Genomic DNA, 20868 nt, shown 5'->3' on the forward strand with positions numbered 1-20868 from the left:
GAGACTTCCCCCGGGACGCGGTAGCTTTCTTTCTGGCCCGACCGGGACGCGATAGCTCTTGACAGGGCGGAAGCGGGCCGATTAAGATGAGGATCTGGCGCCCTTAAGGACTTTTTTTACAAGTGATTACGAGTCTTGCAGATGCCGCCCCATGAAGAGAATAGCCAACGAGATCGAGGTCATCATCAACAGCGCGCTGGAAAACCTCGAACTCATCCAGACCCTCACGGACTGCATCACCGATTTTATGCGCTTCGATGAGGATACGGCCCACTGGATCGGGATGTCGGTCCGCGAATCGGTGACCAACGCCATCCAGCACGGCAACAAGCTCGATTCCGGCAAGACCGTCGATATCTGTTTCGCGGTTGAGCCCGACAGGCTGGGTGTTACCGTCCGGGACCAGGGGCAGGGGTTTCAGGCGGACAGCATCCCCAGTCCCCTCGATGCGGACAACCTGCTCAAACCGAGCGGGCGGGGGATATTCTATATCCGCACCTTCATGGATGAGGTCGAGTTCCGGTCTCTCCCCCAGGGGGGGACCGAAGTCTACATGGTGAAAAGGATTCCTACTATCTGAGGAGAGTGGAAATGAAGATCGAACAACGTATGGTCAGGGACGTTCACATCCTGGACTGCAGCGGCAAGATCACGCTGGGTGAAGGCACCATGACGGTGCGCAACACGGTACGCGACATCCTGAAGGACAAGGGGAACAAGATCGTTCTCAATCTTGCGGACGTGAACTATATCGACAGTTCCGGGATCGGCGAACTGGTGAGCACCTACACGACGGTGACCAACAGCGGCGGGCAGCTCAAGCTGCTCAACCTGACCAAGAAGATCCACGAACTGCTGCAGATCACGAAGCTCCTGACGGTGTTCCAGGTGTTCGACGACGAGCGGGCGGCCATCGCCAGTTTCGAATAGGTTCGAGCGCGTCGGGATCAGGGGAGGATCCTGTCGAGGTTGAGGATCTTGGTCAGGTCGTTGAACACCACGAAACCCATCAGGAGGATGAGGAACAGGAATCCGGCCTGTACGATCTTCTCCTTCAGGTTGATGCTGAGATCCCTTCGCAGGATCCCCTCCACCAGGAGCAGGGCGATCACGCCCCCGTCCAGGATCGGGATCGGGAGCAGGTTGAAAACCCCCAGCTGAAGGCTGATCAAACCGAGGAATCCGAAGAAAACCCGGGCGCTGCCCGTGCGGGCGGCGCTCCCGGATATCCGGGCGATCTCGATCGGTCCCGACAGCGTCTTTACCGAGGCCGATCCCTTCAAAATCCTTCCGATGATGCGGAACGTCAGCGCCGACAACTCGAAATTGCGCCGCACCGATTGCGTCAGGGCCCCCAGGACTCCGAATTTCTGGAGATCGGAGGGGTAATCGGCCACGAATCCCACGATCACGCGGCCGTTCTCCCTGACGGGCGTGATGGTGAGATCGAGGATCCGGCCCCCCGGGGGGGCGGGGGATTCCCACACCTTTTCCCTGTCTTCCCCTGCGCCGGGCCTTCGGACCCGGAACCTGAGGGGGACCCCCTCGCTCTCCGAAATGATGTTCAGGATCCGGCTGTAATCCTCGCCCGTCCGGCCGTTTTTCCGTACCGACAGGATCTCGTCCCCGTCCCGGAGCCCGGCCCGGTAGGCGGGGGATTCGGTGTCGACCGTGTAGACGATGGTCCGCTCGAGGGGGAACTTGAACCCCAGCGCCGCGGCATCGACCGTCGTTTCGTCGGGGGGGGGCTCCAGGTGCAGCGGCAGCACCCGGCCGTCGCGCGCGACCTCGACGTCCAGGGCGTCTTTCGCCGCCGTGCCCAGCGCCACTTCGAGGTCCTCCCAGGTTTCGATGCGGTTGCCGCTGACGGAGAGGACCCGGTCTCCCGTCTGGAGCCCGGCATCGGCAGCCGGGGAACCGGCGGCTACGGGGCCGACCACGGCCGGTTCCTTCGGGTATCTCGGGGCGGACACCCCCTGCATGTAGGAGACCGTGAGGATGAGCACGGCGAGCAGGATGTTCATCATGGGGCCGGCGACCGCCACCAGGAACCGGTGCCACTTGGGGTGGGACAGAAACTCGTCCGTGGAGCCCTTGTGTTCCTCGTAGGCTTCTCCCGCCATTTTCACGTATCCGCCGATGGGGATCGGGCTCAGGCGATATTCCGTTCCCCCGCGCGTGAAACCGATCAGGCGGGGGCCGAAACCCAGCGAAAAGACCAGGACCCGGATCTTCAGGAGCTTGGCCATGGCGAAGTGGCCGAACTCGTGCACGGTGATGGTGATGCCCAGGACCACGATAAAGGCTAGAATAGTCAACAGCAAATCGATCTCCCTCCCCCGTCCCTCATAGGATGCCCCATGGAAGCCGTCGGCTCAATAGCGGAGCCGCCTAGGCCCCTCCGCCGGAAACCGTCCTCCGGCGGTGCGGGCAACAGGCCCTGGCCGCCTCGCGCGCCCACCGGTCGGCCTCCAGGATGTCTTCCAGTTCCGCCGCCTTCCCGGGCTTGTGGGCGTCGAGCACCGTTTCGATGATCCGGGGGATGTCCTGGAAAGAGATGGCCCTGTCGAGGAACCCCTCCACCGCGATCTCGTTGGCCGCGTTGAGGGCCGCCGGGGCGGTCCCCCCCGCCCTGAGCGCCCGGTAGGCGAGATCGAGGCACGGAAACTTCTCGGGGTCCGGCTCCAGGAACTCCAGGTTCGCCAGCTTCTGGAAATCCAGGGAAGGGAGGGGGGTCCGCCACCTCTCCGGGTAGGTCAGGGCGTACTGGATGGCGATGCGCATGTCGGTCGGTCCGAGCTGCGCCAGCACCGAGCCGTCGATGTATTCCACCATGGAATGGACCACGCTCTGCGGGTGCACCACAACGCTGATCCTGTCGGCGGAGACCCCGAACAGCCGGGAGGCCTCGATGACCTCGAGCCCCTTGTTCATCAGCGTGGCGGAGTCGATGGTGATCTTGCGTCCCATGCGCCAGGTCGGGTGGTTGAGCGCGTCCTCCAGCGTCACGTCGGCGAGTTTCTCCCTGGGCGTTTTCCTGAAGGGGCCGCCGGAGGCGGTCAGGATCAGGCGGCCGACCTCCTCCTCCGTCCCCCCTCGCAGGCATTGATGGATCGCGTTGTGTTCGCTGTCGACGGGGAGGATCGGGACGCGCATCCGGCGCGACTTCTCCATGATCAGCTCCCCCGCCATGACCAGGGTTTCCTTGTTGGCCAGGGCGATCCCCTTGCCGTTTTCGAGGGCGTAATAGGTGGGGAGAAGGCCCGCGGCCCCGGAAATGGCCGAAAGCACCATGGAGGATTCGGGGTGGCAGGCGACCTCGATATGCCCGTCGAGCCCGTGGACGAACCGGGTGCGCGCCATGGGGTAGCCCCGCTGGCGCAGAAGGCCCTGGACCTCGGCGGAGGCTTCCGCGTCCGCGCTCGAGGCGATATCGGGTTGGATTTCCTCGACCTGGGCGGCGAGCAGGGCGGTGTTACGGCCGCCGCAGAGGCCCGCCACCCGGAACTTTTTGGGAAAGGCGGAGGTTACCCGGAGGGTGTTGGTGCCGATCGATCCGGTGGAGCCGAGAATGGAGATGACTTTCATGGGTCTCATTCCGAAAATGGGTCATTCCAGCACTCCCGGCCGGGATTGGCGATCGGGGAATGCCGGAGGCCAGCGCCCGCGTTCAGCAGAAGAACGTGAGATAGAAATAGAGGACCGGAAAGGCGAACAGCAGACTGTCCATTCGGTCGAGCGCGCCCCCGTGCCCCGGTATCAGTTGAGAACTGTCCTTCGTCGCCGCCGCCCTCTTGAGCATCGATTCCGCCAGGTCCCCCAGTTGCCCGAACGCCCCCGCCAGGGCCGAGGCGGCGATGACGTGGCCGAGGGGGAGGGCGGGGAACAGGAGCCTCTCGAGCAGGACGGCGATTCCCACCCCGGCCAGCAGCCCCGCGAGCGCCCCCTCGTTGGTTTTCTTCGGGCTCAGCTCCGGTGCGAACCGGGTCCTCCCCACCGTTTTCCCCGCCAGGAGGGCGGCCGAATCCCCGGTCCAGATCACGGCCAGCAGGATGACGGTCCACGGCATCCCGTCGGCTCCGAAATCGTACCGGATCGGCAGGGCGGGGTAAAGAAAGAGGGTGAAATAAAACAGCCCCAGGGACTCCGCCATGAGGGCCAGCGCCCGGTCGCGCATCGGCCACCCGCGCCGCCACATGGCCGACAGGAAGGCCCCGAGCAGCACGAGCGCGAAAAGGACGACGGTGGCGAAGCGGCCCTGGCGCAGCGCGACGAGCAGGATCCAGAACGCGGCATGCCCGAAGAGCGGCTGGACCCGGATCCCCAGCGACCGCACCAGGCCGAAGTATTCGTGCAGGCAGAGGGAGCCGATGACGCCGATGCCGGCCAGGTAAAGGACCGGCGGGGCGTAGAGCACGCCGAGGACGGCGATGGGGAGGAGAACGACCGCCGAGAGTATTCTTTTCATCGTCCGCCTTCGCAGGGGGCCTGGAGGCCTCCGTAGCGCCGGTCGCGCTTCTGGTATTCCAGGATGGCCTCGAGCAGGTGCCGGCGCCTGAAATCGGGCCAGTACGTGGGGGTGATGTAGATTTCCGAATAGGCGATCTGCCAGAGGAGGAAATTGCTGATCCGCATTTCCCCGCTGGTCCGGATCAGCAGGTCGGGGTCGGGGACCGCGGAAGTGTAGAGGTGGCGCGCGATCAGCTCCTCGTCGACCGGCGCCGCGTCCCCGTTTATCCTCCGTTCCCCCAGTAGGAGGTTGAAGGCGTCGACGATTTCGGCGCGCCCGCTGTAGTTCAGGGCGACGTACAGGCTCATGCCGGTGTTGCCGGCGGTGGCGCGCATGGCATGCTGCAGTTCCGCGCGCACCGATTCCTCCAGCTCCCCGATCCTGCCGATGGCCACGAAGCGGATGTTGTGCCCCTGGATCCGGTCCAGTTCGCGCCGGAGGTACCTCTTGAGCAGCGCCATGAGGGTGCGAACCTCGGAGCGCGGCCTCTTCCAGTTTTCCACCGAAAAAGCGTAGAGGGTGAGCGCCTCCAGCCCGAGGCGGGCGGAACTCTCCACGATTTCCCGGACCGACTCGATCCCCTCCCGGTGCCCGGCCACCCTCGGGAGCCGGCGCGATTCCGCCCAGCGGCCGTTGCCGTCCATGATCACGGCCAGGTGGCGGGGGAGGCGGCCCTCGTCAATCCGCTGCAGCAGTTCGGCTTCGGTGCTTCCGGAAGGGGCGAAACCCTCCATCTCCATACCCGTTTTCTCCAGGCGACCATGATAGCAGAATTCCCCCCGGGCTCAGTACCGAACTTTCAGGAGCACGAGGCCGTGGGCGGGGGCCGTAAAGCCGGCCGAGCGGCGGTCCCTCTTTTCGAACAGGAGGGCGAAGTCCTCGAGGGGCATGGCCCCCCTGCCCACTTCAAGCAGGGTGCCGGCCATATTGCGGACCATGTGGTGCAAAAACCCGTTTCCCTCGACCGTCAGGTGGAGCCGCCGCCCCCTCAGCGTCAGGTCGCAGCGGCCGATCCGCCGGACGGTGCCGCCGACGGCCGACCCGGTCTTGGCGTAGCTCGCAAAGTCGTGTTCCCCCTCGAGCAGCCCCGCGGCCCTCCTCATCCTGGGGACATCGACCGGGTACGGGTAATGGAAATACTCCCGCAGCAGGTGGGGGGCCAGGATCTTCCCGAGGTAAACCTGGTAGCGGTAGACCTTGCTCCGGGCGCTCCTGCGCGCATGGAACCCCGGCGGCGCCGCCCGCGCCCGGAGTACGCGGATGTCCCTTGGAAGCAGGCTGTTGACGGCTCGCACCAGGCGTCCGGGGGGGATGCGGGAAAGGGTGTGGAAGTTCGCCACCAGCCCGCGCGCGTGCGTCCCCGCATCGGTCCTCCCGCTCCCCGTCAGGCTGACCGCGGCCCCCGTGATCCGTTCGAGGGCCGAAGAGACCAGTCCCTGGATCGTCGGGGCGTCCTTCTGGATCTGCCAGCCGCGGTAGGCGGTTCCGTCGAAAGCGAGGGTCAGGCGGATGTTCCGCCCGCCTACGATCGGCTGCCCGGTTTGATCGCCCTGCTTCCGGCTTTGCATAAGGGGCACTCCTCGGCCGCGTAGGTGGGAATGTCGAGGACCGCGAGCGCCGTCCGGGGCACCCCGAGGTCGGTCTTCCCCCCGCTCCGGTCGATCAGGGAGCCGGCCGCGACGACGACCCCCCCCGCCCGGGTGACGACGGCCATGGTTTCGCGGGTGGACCCCCCCGTGGTGACGACGTCCTCCACCACGAAGGCCTTCTCCCCGGGCCGGATCCCGAACCCGCGCCGCAGGGTGAGAGCGCCGTCCTGGCGCTCGGCGAAGAGGGCGCGCACCCCGGCGGCGCGCGCCACCTCGTGCGCCACCAGGATGCCCCCCAGGGCGGGGGCGATGACGCAATCGGGTGGCTCCCCGATCTCCCGGAGCCGCCCCGCCAGGGCGGCCCCCAGGGCGGCCGCCTGTTCGGGGCGCTCGAGGACCAGGGCGCACTGCAGGTAGCGGTCGCTGTGCAGGCCGGAGGTGAGCAGGAAATGCCCCTCCAGAAGCGCGCCGGACTGTTTGAACATATTCAGCACTTCATCCTGTGTCATGTCTTTCCTCGCCTGAAATATTCCGGTGACGGACGACCGTCCTCCCGCGGACCCCCCACGGGCAAAAAATCGAATTTTGCGCCCACAAGGACCTAGAGGCCGGCGCGAATTATGATAAAATACACAGCTCTCGACGAAAAGGAGTCATTATATGTCAGGTCACTCAAAATGGCATTCCATTAAGCACAAGAAGGCGGCGACCGATTCCAAACGCGGCCGGATTTTCACCCGCCTGATCAAGGAGATGACCGCGGCCGCCCGGATGGGCGGCGGCGATCCGGATGCCAATCCGCGGTTGCGCCTGGCGGTGGCCACGGCCAAGGCGAGCAATATGCCGGCCGAGAACATCAAGAGGTCGATCATGCGGGGCACCGGGGAGCTCCCCGGGGTTTCCTACGAGGACGTGAACTACGAAGGGTACGGGCCCGGGGGGGTCGCCATCTTCATGGTGGGGCTGACCGACAACAAGAACCGCACGGTGGCCGAACTGCGCCACCTCCTGTCCAAGCACGGCGGGAACCTGGGGGAATCGGGCTGCGTCGGCTGGATGTTCGACCGGAAGGGCTACATCGTCGTGGAAAAGGCGGCGGCCGGGGAGGACAAGCTCCTGGAAATCGCCCTCGGCGCCGGGGCCGAAGACCTGAAGGAAGACGGTGACAGTTTCGAAATCATCACCGCCCCCGAAGAGATGGAGGGGGTGAGGGCGGCCCTCGAGGCGGCCGGGATCCCCATGACGACGGCCGAGATCTCCATGATCCCCCAGAACTACGTCAAGCTGGAGGGGAAGAACGCCCAGACGATGCTGAAGCTGATGGAGGCGCTGGAAGATCACGAGGATATCCAGAACGTCTATTCCAACTTCGACATCGACGAGTCGGAGTTCGACGCCGAAGCCTCGTAGGGCGCGTAGGGTGCGCATACTGGGCGTCGACCCCGGGAGCGGGGCCACCGGCTACGGGATGATCGATACCGACGGTTCGCGCCACCGGACCATCCTCTTCGGCGCGGTCACGACCTCGCCCCGGCGCCCGTTCCACCAGCGCCTCCTCACGATCTTCGAAGAGCTCGACGCGGTCCTCGCCCGGGAGGGGGCCGATGTCATGGCGATCGAGGGGGTGTTCCATTCGGCCAACGTCCAGGCGGCCCTGAAACTCGGCCACGCCCGCGGAGTCGCTCTCGTCGTCGCCGCCCGGCGGGGGCTCGACGTCCGGGAATATTCGCCGCTGGAAATCAAGAGCGCCGTCGTCGGGTACGGCCGCGCCGAAAAAATCCAGGTCCAGGCCATGGTCCAGCTGATTTTGGGCCTTCCCGAACTGCCCACCCCCGACCACGCCGCCGACGCCCTGGCGGTGGCCATCTGTCACGCACACAGGATGGGGGGGAAGGGCGTCAGGCGATGACGATCCCGGCGTAGGCGACCACCCTTGCGCGGTCGCCCGTCACCTCCCCCGAATGGGTGTAGCGCACGAGGCGCCCCGCACGGGCGCCCAGGTCCCGGCAGGCGACGAGCACGGCCACGGTGGGCCCGAAGCCGCACATGCTGATCCCCTTTTCGAGCACCGTTTCGTAGAGCCCCGCCGGGTCCAGGTCCAGGACCCGCCCGATGGCCAGCCGGTCGAGGCGGGAGGCGGCTTCGGCGGTTTCGTAATGCGTCATGTCGGAACTCGACACCAGCAGGACCGGCTCCGCCATCCTCCCGATCACGAGCGCCATCGCGTGCCCCAGCTCCTCCAGGGGGGCATAGTCGACGGTCCCGACGCAGACGGCCGAAAAACGGAAGCCGGGGGCGAGCGCCTGCAGGAAGGGGATCTGGACCTCGAGCGCGTGCTCGTCGCGATGGGCGGCGGCGTCCTCCCTGAGGGGGGGGCACGCCTCGAGGAGGGCGCGGTTCATCTCCCCGTCCACGGGCGCCCTTCCCAGGGGCGTCTCCCACTCCCCCGGGGGCGCCAGGGCCAGCGCCGCCCCCCTCCCCGTGTGGTTGGGTCCCAGGAGGATGAAGCGGCCCGGCAGGGCGACGGAGGAGAAGACCTCGCCGGCCACCCTCCCGGAGTAGATATAGCCGGCATGGGGCACCAGCACCGCCCGTGCGGCCGGGGGGGGCGCCTGCCCGGGGGCGGGGATGCCGGAGACGACGGTCCTTCGGAGTTCGTCGGGATCGCCGGGATAGAAGCTGCCGGCTACGGCGGCCCTTCTCACCATGGCGCACCTATGTCGCGACGGGGGTCGCGTCCTGGACGACACACCGTTGTTCCCGGATGTGCGCGTCGAATTCATCGTGGAACTTCTGAACGTAGCTCTCGATCGGCATCGCCGCGGCGTCGGAGAGGGGGCAGATCGTGCGCCCCTTCATGTTGGCGCAGAGGTCGAGCAGCAGCCCCAGGTCCCCCTCCTTGCCGCGCCCCCCCTCGATCCGGCGGAGGATGCGGTAGAGCCATTCGGTCCCCTCGCGGCACTGGGTGCACTGCCCGCACGATTCCTCGGCGTAGAAGCGCGCTATCCTGACGGCGGCCCTGACCATGCAGGCGCTGTCGTCCATGACGATCACCCCGGCCGAGCCCAGCATGCTCCCGGCCCTGGCGATGGAGTCGAAATCGAGGGGGACGTCCACCTGGTCCGCGGTCAGCACCGGCGTGGAGGACCCCCCGGGGACGACGGCCTTGAGTTTGCGGCCCGGGCGGAGGCCGCCGCAGTGATCGTACAGGAGTTCGCCGAGGGGGGTCCCCATCGGCAGTTCGTAGACCCCCCGCCGGACGACATGGCCGCTGACCCCGAACAGGCGCGTGCCGGCGTTGCCCGGCACGCCGATGGAGGCGTACCAGTCGGCCCCGTTGTTGACGATGTGGGGGACGTTGGCCAGCGTCTCCACGTTGTTGATGACCGTGGGGGAGTCGTAGAGGCCGACCGCTGCGGGGAAGGGGGGCTTCAGACGGGGGTGCCCCCTCCGTCCTTCCAGGGATTCCAGCAGGGCCGTTTCCTCGCCGCAGATGTAGGCCCCGGCGCCGCGGTGCACGAGGATGTCCAGGGAGAACCCGGACCCCAGGATGTTGTTGCCGAGATACCCCCTGCCGCGGGCCTGGGCGATCGCCCGCTCGAGGATCCCGGCCGGCCGGACGTACTCTCCGCGGATGTAGAGGAAGGCCAGGCGGCACCCCAGGGCGTAGGCCGAGAGGATCGTTCCCTCGACCAGCTGGTGAGGGTCCTTTTCGATGAGGAGCCTGTCCTTGAAGGTGCCCGGCTCGCTCTCGTCCGAGTTCACGCAGAGGTAGACCGGCCGGCCCGTATTCTTAGGGACGAACCCCCACTTCATCCCGGTGGGGAAACCGGCGCCCCCCCGCCCCCGCAGCCCCGATTTTCTCACCGTTTCGACGATGTCGTCCGGGGACAGTTCCCCCAGCGCCCTGGCCAGCGCCCGGTAGCCCCCGAGCGATTCGTAGACCCCGATTTCCTGGAGGTCGGGGAGATGCATGTTCCGGGTCAGGATTTTGGTGTCCATGTGAATGGAATCGCCCTTCCGATAACGAAGGTCAGTCTACCACGGCGCGGGGCCTCCCGTCCCGGGTTAAGTGTCGCTCCGTCCCACCCTGACCTGCGCCGGGCGCACCAGCTGATCTCCCATCGCGTACCCGGTCTGCAGCTCCTCGAGGACCACCCCGTCGCGGGCCGCGTCCGTGACCGGGATGGTGCCGACCGCCTGCGCCGAGTTCGGGTCGAAGGGGAGCCCGAGGGAGGGGACGGGGGTGACGCCGATCGACTGGAGCTTCGACCGGAACAGGTCGGCCGTCAGCCGGACCCCTTCCAGGAGATGTTCCACCGAGTCCGCCCTGGCGGCGGCTTCCATCGCCCGCTCCAGGTTGTCCAGGACCTCGAGAAAGGGGAGGACGAGCTTTCCCTTTTCCAGTTCCAGCTTCCGATCGAAGTCCTCCCGGAGGCGGGCCCGGGTGCGGGCCAGCTCCCCGTCGACCTGTTCCGTTTTCTCCCGGAACCGCTTTTCCATTTCCTCCATCCGCCCCCGGAGTTCCTCGACGTAGGAGGGATAGCGGGGCTTGGGCTCCACCGGCGCGGCCTTGTCGATAACGTCCAGATTCAAGAATTTCCTCCTGTCGACAACCTGAAACTCCCCGGGGGCCGGATCCGGCTCCCGCCCGTTTTCCCGATCGCTCATTTTCGGTCCCGTGCCTCCCTGAAGGGTCGCCGCCTCCGGCGGCCGAACCCAATTTAGGGGTTCGGCCGCCGGACGTCAACCTCGCGGCTTCATTTACCGAAGACCAGTTCGCCCGAGGCCGCGTCGACATCGAGCCGCACGGCGTCCCCCGGGACGATTTCTCCCTCCAGCAGCATCAGCGCCAGGCGGTCCTGGATTTTTTTCTGGATCAGGCGCTTGAGCGGCCGGGCACCGTACACCGGGTCGTACCCCTCGCGCGCCAGCTCCCCGATCGCCTCCGGGGTCACCGTCAGGGTGAGGTCCTTCTGCTCGAGCAGCCGGCCCAACTGCGCGATCTGCAGCCCGACGATCCCGCGGATCAGCTCCCGGTCGAGGCGGCGGAACACGATGATGTCGTCGATCCGGTTGAGGAACTCGGGCCGGAACGTGCTCCTCAGCGCCTCGAGCAGCTGCGGCGTCGAGGCGTCCAGGTCCCCTTCGGCCTCGCTGATCGCGTGGCTCCCGATGTTGGAGGTCATGATGATGACGGTGTTCTTGAAATCCACCGTCCTCCCCTTGCCGTCCGTCAGCCTCCCGTCGTCCAGGATCTGCAGGAGGATGTTGAACACGTCCGGGTGGGCCTTCTCGATCTCGTCGAACAGGATCACCGCGTAGGGCCTGCGGCGGATCGATTCGGTCAGGTAGCCCCCCTCTTCGTATCCCACGTACCCCGGGGGGGCGCCGATCAACCGGGCCACCGAGTGCTTTTCCATGTATTCCGACATGTCGATGCGGACCATGGCCCGCTCGTCGTCGAAGAGAAACTCGGCGAGCGCGCGCCCGAGCTCGGTTTTCCCCACCCCCGTGGGGCCGAGAAAGATGAAGGACCCCATGGGACGCCGGGCGTCCTGCAGTCCCGCCCTCGCCCGGCGGATGGCGTTGGACACCGCCTCGAGCGCCGGGTCCTGCCCGAGGACCCGCTCCCGCAACCGGTCCTCCATGTGGACCAGTTTCTGGATTTCCCCTTCCAGCATCCGGCTGACGGGGATCCCCGTCCACTTGGCTACCACCTCGGCGATATCCTCCTCGTCCACCTCCTCCTTCAGGAACTTCCTTTCCGACTGGAGTTCGGCCAGCTTGGCGTTTTCCTCCTCCAGCCGCGACTGGAGCTGGACCAGCGTCCCGTAGCGCAGCTCGGCCGCGCGCCCGAGGTCCCCCGCCCTTTCGGCGTTCTGCTCCTCCGCCCTGACCCCCTCGATCTTCTCCTTGATCGAGCGGATCGAGCCGATGATGTCGCGTTCCCGGTGCCAGTGCAGCTTCATCCCCGAGCTCTTTTCCCGCAGCTGGGCGAGTTCGGCGGTCAGGGCGTCCAGCCGCTCGCGCGACGACCTGTCGGTTTCCTTCGCAAGGGCCTGGCGTTCGATTTCGAGCTGGGTGATGCGGCGCTCCACCTCGTCGATCTCGACCGGCATGCTGTCGATCTCGATCCGCAGGCGCGAGGCCGCCTCGTCGACCAGGTCCACCGCCTTGTCGGGGAGGAAGCGGTCGGCGATGTAGCGCTGCGACAGCGACGCGGCGGCCACCAGCGCGGAGTCGGTGATCCGGACCCCGTGGTGCACCTCGTACTTTTCCTTGATCCCCCGGAGGATGGCGAGGGTGTCCTCGACCGAGGGCTCTCCCACGTAGACGGGCTGGAACCTGCGCTCGAGCGCCGCGTCCTTCTCGATGTACTTCTTGTACTCGTTGAGGGTGGTGGCGCCGATGCAGCGCAGCTCCCCCCGGGCCAGGGCGGGCTTGAGCATGTTGGAGGCGTCGATCGCCCCTTCGGCCGAACCCGCGCCCACCAGGGTGTGGAGCTCGTCGATGAAGAGGACCACGCTCCCGGCCGCTTCCTCGATTTCGCGCAGGACCGCTTTGAGCCGGTCCTCGAATTCGCCCCGGTACTTGGCGCCGGCCAGCATCCCCCCGAGGTCGAGGGCCACCATCCGCTTTTTCCTGAGGGTTTCCGGGACGTCCCCCGCGACGATCCGCTGGGCCAGCCCCTCCACGATGGCCGTCTTGCCCACGCCGGGCTCCCCGATCAGCACGGGGTTGTTTTTCGTGCGGCGCGACAGGACCTGGACCACGCGGCGGATCTCGTCGTCCCGCCCGATCACGGGATCCATCTTTCCCCGGCGCGCGAGTTCGGTCAGGTCGCGCGCGTAGCGCTTGAGGGCCTGGTATTTGTCCTCCGCGTTGGGATCGGTCACCCGCTGGCTGCCGCGGATGGAGGCCAGCACCTTGAGCAGGTCGGCCTTTCCCGCCCCCCGCGACCTCAGGATTTTCCCGGCGAACCCGTCTCCCGCCGCCAGGGCCAGCAGGAGGTGCTCGGTCGAGACGTACTCGTCCTTGAACTGGTCGGCCTCCGCGGCCGCCTCCCGCATCAGCGCCTCCATCTTGGGGGAGAGGGCGGGTTGGGTGCCCTGCACCCTGGGGAGGGTGGAGAAGTGCCCCTCGAGTTCCTTCCGGATGGAGTCGGCGGACACCCCCAGCTTCTGCAAAAGCGGCGCCACCAGCCCGTCTTCCTGCCCGATCAGCGCATCCAGGAGATGTTCCGGCGCGAGCTCGGCGCTGCCGAGCGACTCCGCCTTCCGCTCGGCCGACTGCAACGCTTCCTGTGCCTTGAAAGTCAATTTGTCCAGCCGCATTTTCCCTGTGACCTCGATATCGTGTTATTAGGATATTGGAACGGCGCACCCCTCTCTTTCCTCCGCGCACCCTCCCGCCCGCGTTCCCCCTCCTTAGTCCGCCCATTACATAAGATGTGAGTGCCTCCTTGTCAAATCGGCGTCTTTCCTCTCCACCGGCGGCGCCCCGGGGCCCCCCGGGCGGCGCGGTTCTTTCGGCCGCCCCCGGACCCCGATCTATGATATAATCCGACCTTTTTTCAGGAGAGGCGCGGCTGTGACCCTAGAGATCAAGAACACCCTGAACCTTCCGAAGACTTCCTTCGGCATGAAAGCGAACCTTCCCCTGCGGGAACCGGAAATGATCCGGCACTGGGACGAGACGGACGTCTACGGGAAGATCCGCAAGGCCCGCGCCGGCTCCCCCGGGTTCGTCCTCCATGACGGGCCCCCCTATGCCAACGGGGCCATCCACATGGGGCACGCGTTCAACAAGATCCTCAAGGACATCATCGTCAAGTCGCGGACGATGATGGGGTTCGACGCCCCCTACGTCCCCGGCTGGGACTGCCACGGGCTGCCGATCGAGATCAAGGTGGAGGAGCAGCTGGGGCGGCGCAAGGAAGGGCTCGACCGGCTGGCGATCCGCAGGGAGTGCCGCAGGTACGCGGAGACATTCATCGACATCCAGCGGCAGGGGTTCAAGCGGCTGGAGGTGTTCGGCGAGTGGGACGACCCCTACCTGACCATGAGCCACCGCTACGAGGCGGAGATCGCGCGGGCGTTCGGCCGCTGCGTCGACAAGGGGCTGGTCTACAAGGGACTGAAGCCGGTGCACTGGTGCCCCTCCTGCCAGACGGCCCTGGCGGAGGCGGAGGTGGAATACGAGGACCATACCAGCCCGTCGGTCTATGTCGCCTTCCCGGTGGAGTCGGACCTGTCCGACCTGGACCCCGCCCTCGGCGGCAGGGACTGGGCGGTGGTCATATGGACCACCACCCCCTGGACCCTCCCCGCAAACCTGGCCATCGCCTTCCACCCCGAGTACGACTACTCCGCGGTGAGGGCGGGGGAGCGGGGCTACATCGTTGCGACCGAACTGCTCGGGGCGGTCGCCGCGAAGTGCGGCTGGGGGGAGCCCCTGGAAGTGGCCCGCTTCAAGGGGAAGGTCCTGGACCGGCGCAGGGCGCGGCACCCCTTCATCGACCGCGAGTCGCTCCTGGTGCTGGCCGATTACGTGACGCTGGACGCCGGCACCGGCTGCGTGCATACCGCCCCGGGGCACGGGTCGGACGACTACGTCACCGGCAGGAACTACCGGCTGGAGACCCTCTGCCCGGTGGACGACCGCGGTTGTTTTCTCCAGGGCGTGGAGCATTTCGGCGGGCGGCCGGTCTTCGAGGCCAACCGCGCGATCGTCGAATTCATGCGCGGGACGGGATCGCTGCTCCATGGCGAGGATTTTCAGCATTCCTACCCCCACTGCTGGCGCTGCCACCAACCCATCATCTTCCGCGCCACGCCGCAGTGGTTCATCGCGATGGACGGGGGGGGGCTCCGGGACGCCGCGCTCGCAGCGATCGGGGGCGTGCGCTGGATCCCCTCGTGGGGGGAGGAGCGGATCCGCAACATGGTGGGGGAGCGGCCCGACTGGTGCATCTCGCGCCAGCGCGCCTGGGGGGTGCCCATCATCGCCTTCTACTGCCGGGGATGCGGCGAGGTCCTGCTCGACGGGAAGGTCGTCGATCATGTCGCCGGTCTCTTCGACCGCGAGGGGGCGGACGCCTGGTACGCGCACGCGCCCGAGGAGTTGCTCCCCGCGGGGACGGCGTGCCCCCGCTGCGGCGGCCGCGATTTCCGCCGGGAATTCGACATCCTGGACGTCTGGTTCGACTCCGGCAGCAGCCACCTGGCCACGCTCGGCGCGCGCCCCGACATGCCCTGGCCCTCGGATCTCTACATCGAGGGGGGGGACCAGTACCGCGGGTGGTTCCAGAGTTCGCTCCTGATCGCCGTGGCGCTCAGGGGCCGGGCGCCCTACCGCGCGGCCATCACCCACGGGTGGACGCTCGACGAGAAGGGGCGGACGATGTCCAAGTCGAAGGGGATCGGGGTCGACCCCAACGACCTGGTCAAGGAGCGCGGGGCGGAGATCGTGCGCCTGCTGGTCAGTTCGGTCAACTACGTGGAGGACGTGCGCATTTTCGACGAGCTGCTCGACCGGCTGGGGGACTCCTACCGGAAGATCCGCAACACCTGCCGCTTCATGCTGGGCAACCTCGGCAACCAGCCCGATCCCGCGCACCCGCGTTTCGACCCCGAAACGGACAGCGTGCCCTTCGACCGCATGCTCGAAATCGACCGCTGGGCCCTGGTGTGCACCGGGCGGCTCGTCCGCAGGTGCCTCAGGGGCTACGAGGAGTACCAGCTCCACCAGGTCTACGGCGCCCTGTACCACTTCTGCACCGTGGACATGTCCGCCTTCTACCTCGACATCCTGAAGGACCGGCTCTACACGGCGCCCACCCATTCCGCGGAGCGCCGGTCGGCGCAGACGGCGCTGTGGCGCATCCTCGACGCCTTTACCCGCCTCATCGCCCCCATCCTCTCCTTCACGAGCGAGGAGGTCTACGCGGCGATGCACGAGGGGCTCCCCCCCGCGGCCCGCGCTGAATCGGTGCACCTGACCCTCTTCCCCGAAATCGAGGAGCGCGAGGGGGAGGAGGCGCTGCTGGGGGAGTGGGACCGCCTCCGCGCGGTCCGGGAATCGGTCCTGAAAGCGCTCGAGGAGGCGCGCCAGGGGGGCCTCATAGGGAATGCGCTCGAGGCCGCGGTGGTGATCGGGGCGGCCGGGGATACGGCCGCCCTGCTCGAGCGCCACCGCGGGGAGCTGCCCGCGCTCTTCATCGTTTCCCAGGTGGAATTCGCGGCGGACGAGGCCGCCGGGGACGGGGTGCGGATCGAGATCAGGAAGGCGGAAGGGAACAAGTGCGAGCGCTGCTGGAACTACTCGAAGACGGTGGGGGCCGATCCGGCCTTCCCCGCCCTCTGCGGCCGCTGCGTCCCCGCCGTCGTGGAGATGACGCGATGCCGGTAGGGAGAGGGGGAGGGGGGGCGCCCCGGCCGGGTCCGGGCCCGCGGAGATGAAGACGAGATGCTGCCTGATCGCCCTGGGAATCCTGGGCCTCGACCAGCTGACCAAGTGGCTGGCCGTGAGGGAGTTGGCGGGGGGGCGGGGCGTGGAACTCATCCCCGGCTACCTCGGCCTCTCCTACGTCGAGAACACCGGCGTGGCCTTCGGGCTCTTCGACGGAGTGGCCTCGCCCTGGAAGCCCTGGATCCTGGGGGGGCTGGCGCTGGTGGCCGTCGCCGTGATCCTCCTTTACGGCCTTTACGCCCCGAAGGAACGGAGGCTGCTGCACCTGGCGCTGGCGGTGACCCTGGGGGGGGTCGCCGGCAACCTGGTCGACCGCGTGGCGCGGGGGTTCGTCGTCGATTTCGTCGAGTTCCACATCCGCCAGTCCTTCTACTGGCCGAATTTCAACGTCGCGGATTCCGCCATCACGGTCGGAGTCGTCCTGCTCCTTTTCGATTCCCTCAGGAACCCGGCCGCGGGGAAACCGTCCGGACCCCCGCGCGGAGGCGAGCGATGACGGCGGGAGGGTGCGGCGCGTGGACGCTCGGCGGGCGCTCCCTCGGGGCCCTCGCCCTGATTTTTGCCGCCCTGGGGGTGGTTGCGGCCCCCGCGGAGGATCCCGCCGCGCTCCTGGCCGGGCTCGAAAAGCGCTACGCGGCGGTGGAGACCGCCGCCGGGAATTTCGTGCAGACCTACCGGGCGCCCGGGGTGGAGCAGACCGAGTCGGGGGTTTTCTGGCTGAAACGGCCGGGGCTGATGAGGTGGGAATACCGGGAGCCGGAGGAGAAGCTGTTCGTGGCCGACGGGAAGGAGAGCTTCCTCTACGTCCCCTCCGAGCGCCAGGTCACCGTGCAGCCCCTCACGCCCGAAGATTTCGAGGGGACGCCGCTGGGACTGCTGCTGGGGGCGAAGCACTTCTCCCGCGGTTACGAGGCTTCGGCCGACGGGGGGACGCCGCGGCTCGAGGGCACGGTCCTGCTGCGCCTTCTGCCGCGGCGGCCCGATTCCGGCTACGACTACCTGGTGCTGGAACTGGACCGGGACACCTCGGATATCCGGAGGATCGTCATCAGGGAGCATATCGGGAACACCTCGGAGTTCCTCTTTTCAGACGTTTCCACGAATGTCCGCGTGCCGGCCGGCAGGTTCCGCTTCACCCCCCCGCGGGGGGTCGAGGTGCTGCGTCTCGGCGACAACGATCGGATCGAGTGAGATGATGATGGACGACATGGAGACGTTCGTACGGGTGGGGACCGAGTGCGCCCTGGAGGCGGGGAAACTGCTGCACGAACGGTACCGCACGGGGTTTGCCGTCGCCAACAAGGGGGCCATCGACCTGGTGACGGAGGTCGACCTGGAGGCCGAGGAGCGGATCGTCGCGCGCCTCCTCGGGGAGTTTCCGGATCACTCGGTCCTGGCGGAGGAGCGGCACAGCCGCGCGACTCCGGGGCCCGTCTGCTGGGTGATCGACCCGCTCGACGGCACCACCAATTACGCCCACGGCTACCCCGATTTCTCCGTCTCGATCGCGCTCCAGATCGAGGGGGTGGTGGAGTGGGGGGCCGTGTACAACCCGCTGCGGGAGGAGCTGTTCCTCGCTCGCCGTGGGGGCGGCGCCTTCTCGAACGGCGCCCGGCTCGCCGTTTCCGGCGTGCAGAGCCTGGACCGGAGCCTCCTGGCCACGGGTTTCCCCTACGACGTCCGGACCAGCCCCCGGAACAACCTCGCCGATTTCTGCGCTTTCGCCGTGCGCTGCCACGGGATCCGCCGAAGCGGTTCGGCCGCGCTCGATCTCTGCCACGTGGCCGCGGGGCGCCTGGACGGTTTCTGGGAACTCCATCTCAACCCCTGGGACTGCGCCGCCGGGTACCTGGCGGTCCGGGAGGCGGGGGGGCGGGTGACCCGGTACGACGGGGCCGAGGGGGGGATCCGGGACGGCGAGGTCATCGCCTCCAACGGCCGGATCCACGCGGAGATGATGGAGGTGCTGGCGGCGGGCCGGCGGAAACAGGAGGGGGTATGAAACTGAGGGACAGGATCAGCGCGGATCTCACGGCCGCGATGAAAGCGAGGGAGGCGGGGCGGCTCGGCGTCCTCCGGATGATGAAGGCCGCGGTGAAGAACAGGGAAATCGAGCGCCTCCGCGAACTGGAGGACCCCGAGGTCCTGGAGGTGCTCCTTTCCCTGGTCAAGCAGCGCCGGGATTCGATCGAGCAGTTCACCCGGGGCGGCCGGCCGGAACTGGCGGCGAAGGAGGCGGCGGAGATCGGGGTGATCGAAACCTACCTCCCCGCGGCCGTCGGCGAAGGGGAGATGGACGAAACCATCGAAGCCGTCATCGCCGAAACGGGCGCCGCCTCCCCCAGGGACATGGGGAAGGTCATGAAGGGGTGCATGGCGCGTTTCGCCGGCCGTCCCGTCGACGGGGCCCGGCTCAGCGAGCGGGTGAAGGCCAGGCTCGGCGCCTGACGGGGCGCGGCCCGGCCGGAAGTGTGCTATTTTAATGGCGTGCTGCGCCAGAAGCTCGATCATCTGCCGGCGGAACCCGGCGTTTATATCTACCGTAACGACCAGGGGAAGATCCTCTATGTCGGCAAGGCCCGGTCCCTGCGCCAGAGGGTGCGGTCCTATTTCCAGGAGAGCCGTCCCCACGACCCGAAAACGAGCCGCCTGGTGGCCGAAATCGCCGACCTGGAAACCATCATCACCGACAGCGAAGTCGAGGCCCTGATCCTCGAATCCACCCTGGTCCGGAGGCACCAGCCCAAGTACAACATCCACCTGAAGGACGACAAGAGCTTCCCGTACCTCAAGCTGACGGTCCAGGAACCCTTCCCCCGCATCTTCATCACCCGCCGGGTGCGCCGGGACGGGGCGCTCTATTTCGGCCCCTTTCTCCCCGCGGGGAACGCCCGGCGGACGGTGAAGCTGGTGAACAAGTATTTCCGCCTGCGCACCTGCAACCTGGAGATCGACGGCACCCTCCAGCGCCCCTGCCTGGATTACCAGATGCAGCGCTGCCTGGGCCCGTGCGTCGCGGGGCTCTGTTCGAAGGAGGCCTACGCGCGCGCGGTGGACGACGTCCGGCTGCTCCTTTCGGGCAGGTCGGAAGAACTCGTGCGCCTGCTCGAGCGCCGCATGGAAACGGCCGCCGATGAGCTGCGCTACGAAGCGGCGGCCGCGTACCGGGACTGGATCGCCATGGTGCGGGAGATGTCGGAGCGCCAGAAGATGGCGCTCGAGGGGGAGGAGGACCGCGACTTCTTCGGCTATCACCAGGAAGGGACGCAGGTGGCGCTCGAGGTCTTCGTCCAGCGCGGGGGAAGGGTGGTCGGGCGGCGGGAGTTTTTCTGGGAGGACGTGATCTCCTTCGACCCGGGGGGATTCCTCTCCGAGGCGCTGCACCAGTATTACCTGCAGGACAGCTTCATCCCCGGGGAAATCCTCCTCCCCGCGGACGTGGAGGACGCGGAGGTCCTCGAGGACTGGCTGTCGGGGCGCAGGAAGGGCCGGGTTCATATCCGGTCGCCGCGCCGGGGGCTCAAATCGGAAATGCTCGACCTCGTGATGCGCAACGCCCGGATGGCGTTCGATACCCGCTTCCGCATCCTGAAGCCCCGGGGGGAGGAGCTGCTCGAGCCGCTGCGGGAGGCCCTCGGCCTCTCCGCCCTCCCCAGGAGGATCGAGACCTTCGACATCTCCCACGTCCAGGGATCCGATACGGTCGCCAGCATGGTCCTCTGCTGCAACGGGAAGATGCAGCGCGGCGGCTACCGCAAATTCAAGATCGAGAGCGTGAAGGGGCCGGACGACTTCGCCTCCATGCGCGAGGTCATCCACCGGCACTACGGGAACGTGCTCGAGCAGGACGAGGGGGTGCTGCCCTATCTCGTGCTCGTCGACGGGGGGAGGGGGCAGCTCTCGGCGGCGGTTTCCGCCCTGGCCGAACTGGGGCTCGAAAACCAGGCGGTGGCCGCCATCGCCAAGAGGGAGGAGGAGCTTTTCGTCAAGGGGAGGGAGGACGCCCCCGTCGTGCTTCCCCCGGAATCCCCGGCCCTGCACCTGATCCAGCTGATGCGGAACGAGGCCCACCGCTTCGCCGTCACCTATCACCGCAAGCGGCGGGAGTTGCGTGATTTCGATTCCGAGCTGATGGATGTCCCCGGGATCGGGGAGGTCCGGCGCAAGGTGCTGCTGCGGGCTTTCGGGAGCCTGGAGCGGGTCAAGCGGGCGGCGTTCGACGAGCTGGCCCCCTACGTGGGCCCCCGGGCCGCCTCCCGGATCCTCGAGCATTTCGCCAGGAAATAAGCCCCGGCC

20 protein-coding genes are annotated in these 20868 nt (G+C 67.3%); 10 read left to right on the forward strand and 10 right to left on the reverse strand.

What is annotated here, in order from left to right:
* Nucleotides 1–151: 151 nt before the first annotated feature.
* The gene (locus tag GXY47_14105) at nucleotides 152–580 is read left to right on the forward strand and encodes an ATP-binding protein (GenBank protein NLV32276.1); all 429 of its coding nucleotides are present in this window, start codon (nucleotides 152–154) and stop codon (nucleotides 578–580) included.
* Nucleotides 581–585: 5 nt separating this feature from the next.
* Nucleotides 586–930, forward strand: coding sequence for an STAS domain-containing protein (locus GXY47_14110; GenBank protein ID NLV32277.1), 345 nt, complete (start codon nucleotides 586–588; stop codon nucleotides 928–930).
* Nucleotides 931–947: 17 nt separating this feature from the next.
* Here the strand turns inward: GXY47_14110 and rseP are convergent, their stop codons facing one another.
* From rseP to GXY47_14140, 6 genes are all read right to left on the reverse strand, one after another.
* Nucleotides 948–2324 carry an RIP metalloprotease RseP gene (gene rseP, locus GXY47_14115; protein NLV32278.1) on the reverse strand — a complete coding sequence of 459 codons (1377 nt, stop codon included), beginning with the start codon at nucleotides 2322–2324 and terminating at the stop codon, nucleotides 948–950.
* 67 nt (nucleotides 2325–2391) lie between these two features.
* Nucleotides 2392–3588 (reverse strand): 1-deoxy-D-xylulose-5-phosphate reductoisomerase, encoded by a 1197-nt coding sequence (locus tag GXY47_14120; protein ID NLV32279.1) that lies wholly within the window; start codon nucleotides 3586–3588, stop codon nucleotides 2392–2394.
* 82 nt (nucleotides 3589–3670) lie between these two features.
* Nucleotides 3671–4468, reverse strand: a complete 798-nt coding sequence (locus GXY47_14125; protein NLV32280.1) for a phosphatidate cytidylyltransferase — start codon at nucleotides 4466–4468, stop codon at nucleotides 3671–3673.
* Entirely contained in the window at nucleotides 4465–5250 is a 786-nt protein-coding gene (locus tag GXY47_14130; GenBank protein ID NLV32281.1) for an isoprenyl transferase, read from the reverse strand. The genes GXY47_14125 and GXY47_14130 overlap by 4 nt, the downstream gene beginning before the upstream one ends.
* A 45-nt stretch (nucleotides 5251–5295) precedes the next feature.
* Nucleotides 5296–6078, reverse strand: coding sequence for a tRNA pseudouridine(38-40) synthase TruA (gene truA, locus GXY47_14135; GenBank protein NLV32282.1), 783 nt, complete (start codon nucleotides 6076–6078; stop codon nucleotides 5296–5298).
* Nucleotides 6033–6608, reverse strand: coding sequence for an orotate phosphoribosyltransferase (locus tag GXY47_14140; protein NLV32283.1), 576 nt, complete (start codon nucleotides 6606–6608; stop codon nucleotides 6033–6035). Before GXY47_14140 ends, truA begins: the two co-directional genes overlap by 46 nt.
* A gap of 151 nt (nucleotides 6609–6759) precedes the next feature.
* Between GXY47_14140 and GXY47_14145 the strand changes: the two genes are divergently transcribed.
* Nucleotides 6760–7509 carry a YebC/PmpR family DNA-binding transcriptional regulator gene (locus GXY47_14145; protein NLV32284.1) on the forward strand — a complete coding sequence of 250 codons (750 nt, stop codon included), beginning with the start codon at nucleotides 6760–6762 and terminating at the stop codon, nucleotides 7507–7509.
* A 10-nt stretch (nucleotides 7510–7519) separates the two neighbouring features.
* The gene (ruvC, locus tag GXY47_14150) at nucleotides 7520–8008 is read left to right on the forward strand and encodes a crossover junction endodeoxyribonuclease RuvC (protein ID NLV32285.1); all 489 of its coding nucleotides are present in this window, start codon (nucleotides 7520–7522) and stop codon (nucleotides 8006–8008) included.
* Here ruvC and amrB read toward each other — a convergent pair.
* From amrB to clpB, 4 genes are all read right to left on the reverse strand, one after another.
* A complete protein-coding gene (amrB, locus tag GXY47_14155) occupies nucleotides 7998–8807 on the reverse strand; it encodes an AmmeMemoRadiSam system protein B (protein NLV32286.1) in 810 nt (269 codons plus the stop codon). The genes ruvC and amrB overlap by 11 nt on opposite strands.
* 7 nt (nucleotides 8808–8814) lie before the next feature.
* Nucleotides 8815–10101: an NADH-quinone oxidoreductase subunit NuoF gene (gene nuoF / locus GXY47_14160; GenBank protein ID NLV32287.1), complete on the reverse strand. Its 1287-nt coding sequence runs from the start codon at nucleotides 10099–10101 to the stop codon at nucleotides 8815–8817.
* 66 nt (nucleotides 10102–10167) lie between these two features.
* Nucleotides 10168–10695, reverse strand: a complete 528-nt coding sequence (locus GXY47_14165; GenBank protein ID NLV32288.1) for a nucleotide exchange factor GrpE — start codon at nucleotides 10693–10695, stop codon at nucleotides 10168–10170.
* Nucleotides 10696–10859: 164 nt separating this feature from the next.
* Nucleotides 10860–13436, reverse strand: coding sequence for an ATP-dependent chaperone ClpB (clpB, locus tag GXY47_14170; GenBank protein ID NLV32289.1), 2577 nt, complete (start codon nucleotides 13434–13436; stop codon nucleotides 10860–10862).
* Nucleotides 13437–13743: 307 nt separating this feature from the next.
* Between clpB and ileS the strand changes: the two genes are divergently transcribed.
* The 6 genes from ileS to uvrC are packed head-to-tail and all read left to right on the forward strand — an operon-like array spanning nucleotide 13744 to nucleotide 20859.
* Nucleotides 13744–16512, forward strand: coding sequence for an isoleucine--tRNA ligase (ileS, locus tag GXY47_14175; protein ID NLV32290.1), 2769 nt, complete (start codon nucleotides 13744–13746; stop codon nucleotides 16510–16512).
* Between the two features lie 46 nt (nucleotides 16513–16558).
* Entirely contained in the window at nucleotides 16559–17068 is a 510-nt protein-coding gene (gene lspA / locus GXY47_14180) for a signal peptidase II (protein NLV32291.1), read from the forward strand.
* Nucleotides 17065–17763: an outer membrane lipoprotein chaperone LolA gene (lolA, locus tag GXY47_14185; GenBank protein ID NLV32292.1), complete on the forward strand. Its 699-nt coding sequence runs from the start codon at nucleotides 17065–17067 to the stop codon at nucleotides 17761–17763. The genes lspA and lolA overlap by 4 nt, the downstream gene beginning before the upstream one ends.
* 1 nt (nucleotide 17764) lies before the next feature.
* Nucleotides 17765–18574: an inositol monophosphatase gene (locus GXY47_14190; GenBank protein ID NLV32293.1), complete on the forward strand. Its 810-nt coding sequence runs from the start codon at nucleotides 17765–17767 to the stop codon at nucleotides 18572–18574.
* Entirely contained in the window at nucleotides 18571–19020 is a 450-nt protein-coding gene (locus GXY47_14195; protein NLV32294.1) for a GatB/YqeY domain-containing protein, read from the forward strand. Before GXY47_14190 ends, GXY47_14195 begins: the two co-directional genes overlap by 4 nt.
* 39 nt (nucleotides 19021–19059) lie before the next feature.
* On the forward strand, nucleotides 19060–20859 hold the full coding sequence (uvrC, locus tag GXY47_14200; GenBank protein ID NLV32295.1) for an excinuclease ABC subunit UvrC: 1800 nt from the start codon (nucleotides 19060–19062) through the stop codon (nucleotides 20857–20859).
* The last annotated feature ends 9 nt before the right edge of the window (nucleotides 20860–20868 follow it).

The organism is Acidobacteriota bacterium, assembly GCA_012729555.1.
Classification (GTDB): Bacteria; Acidobacteriota; UBA6911; order UBA6911; family UBA6911; genus UBA6911.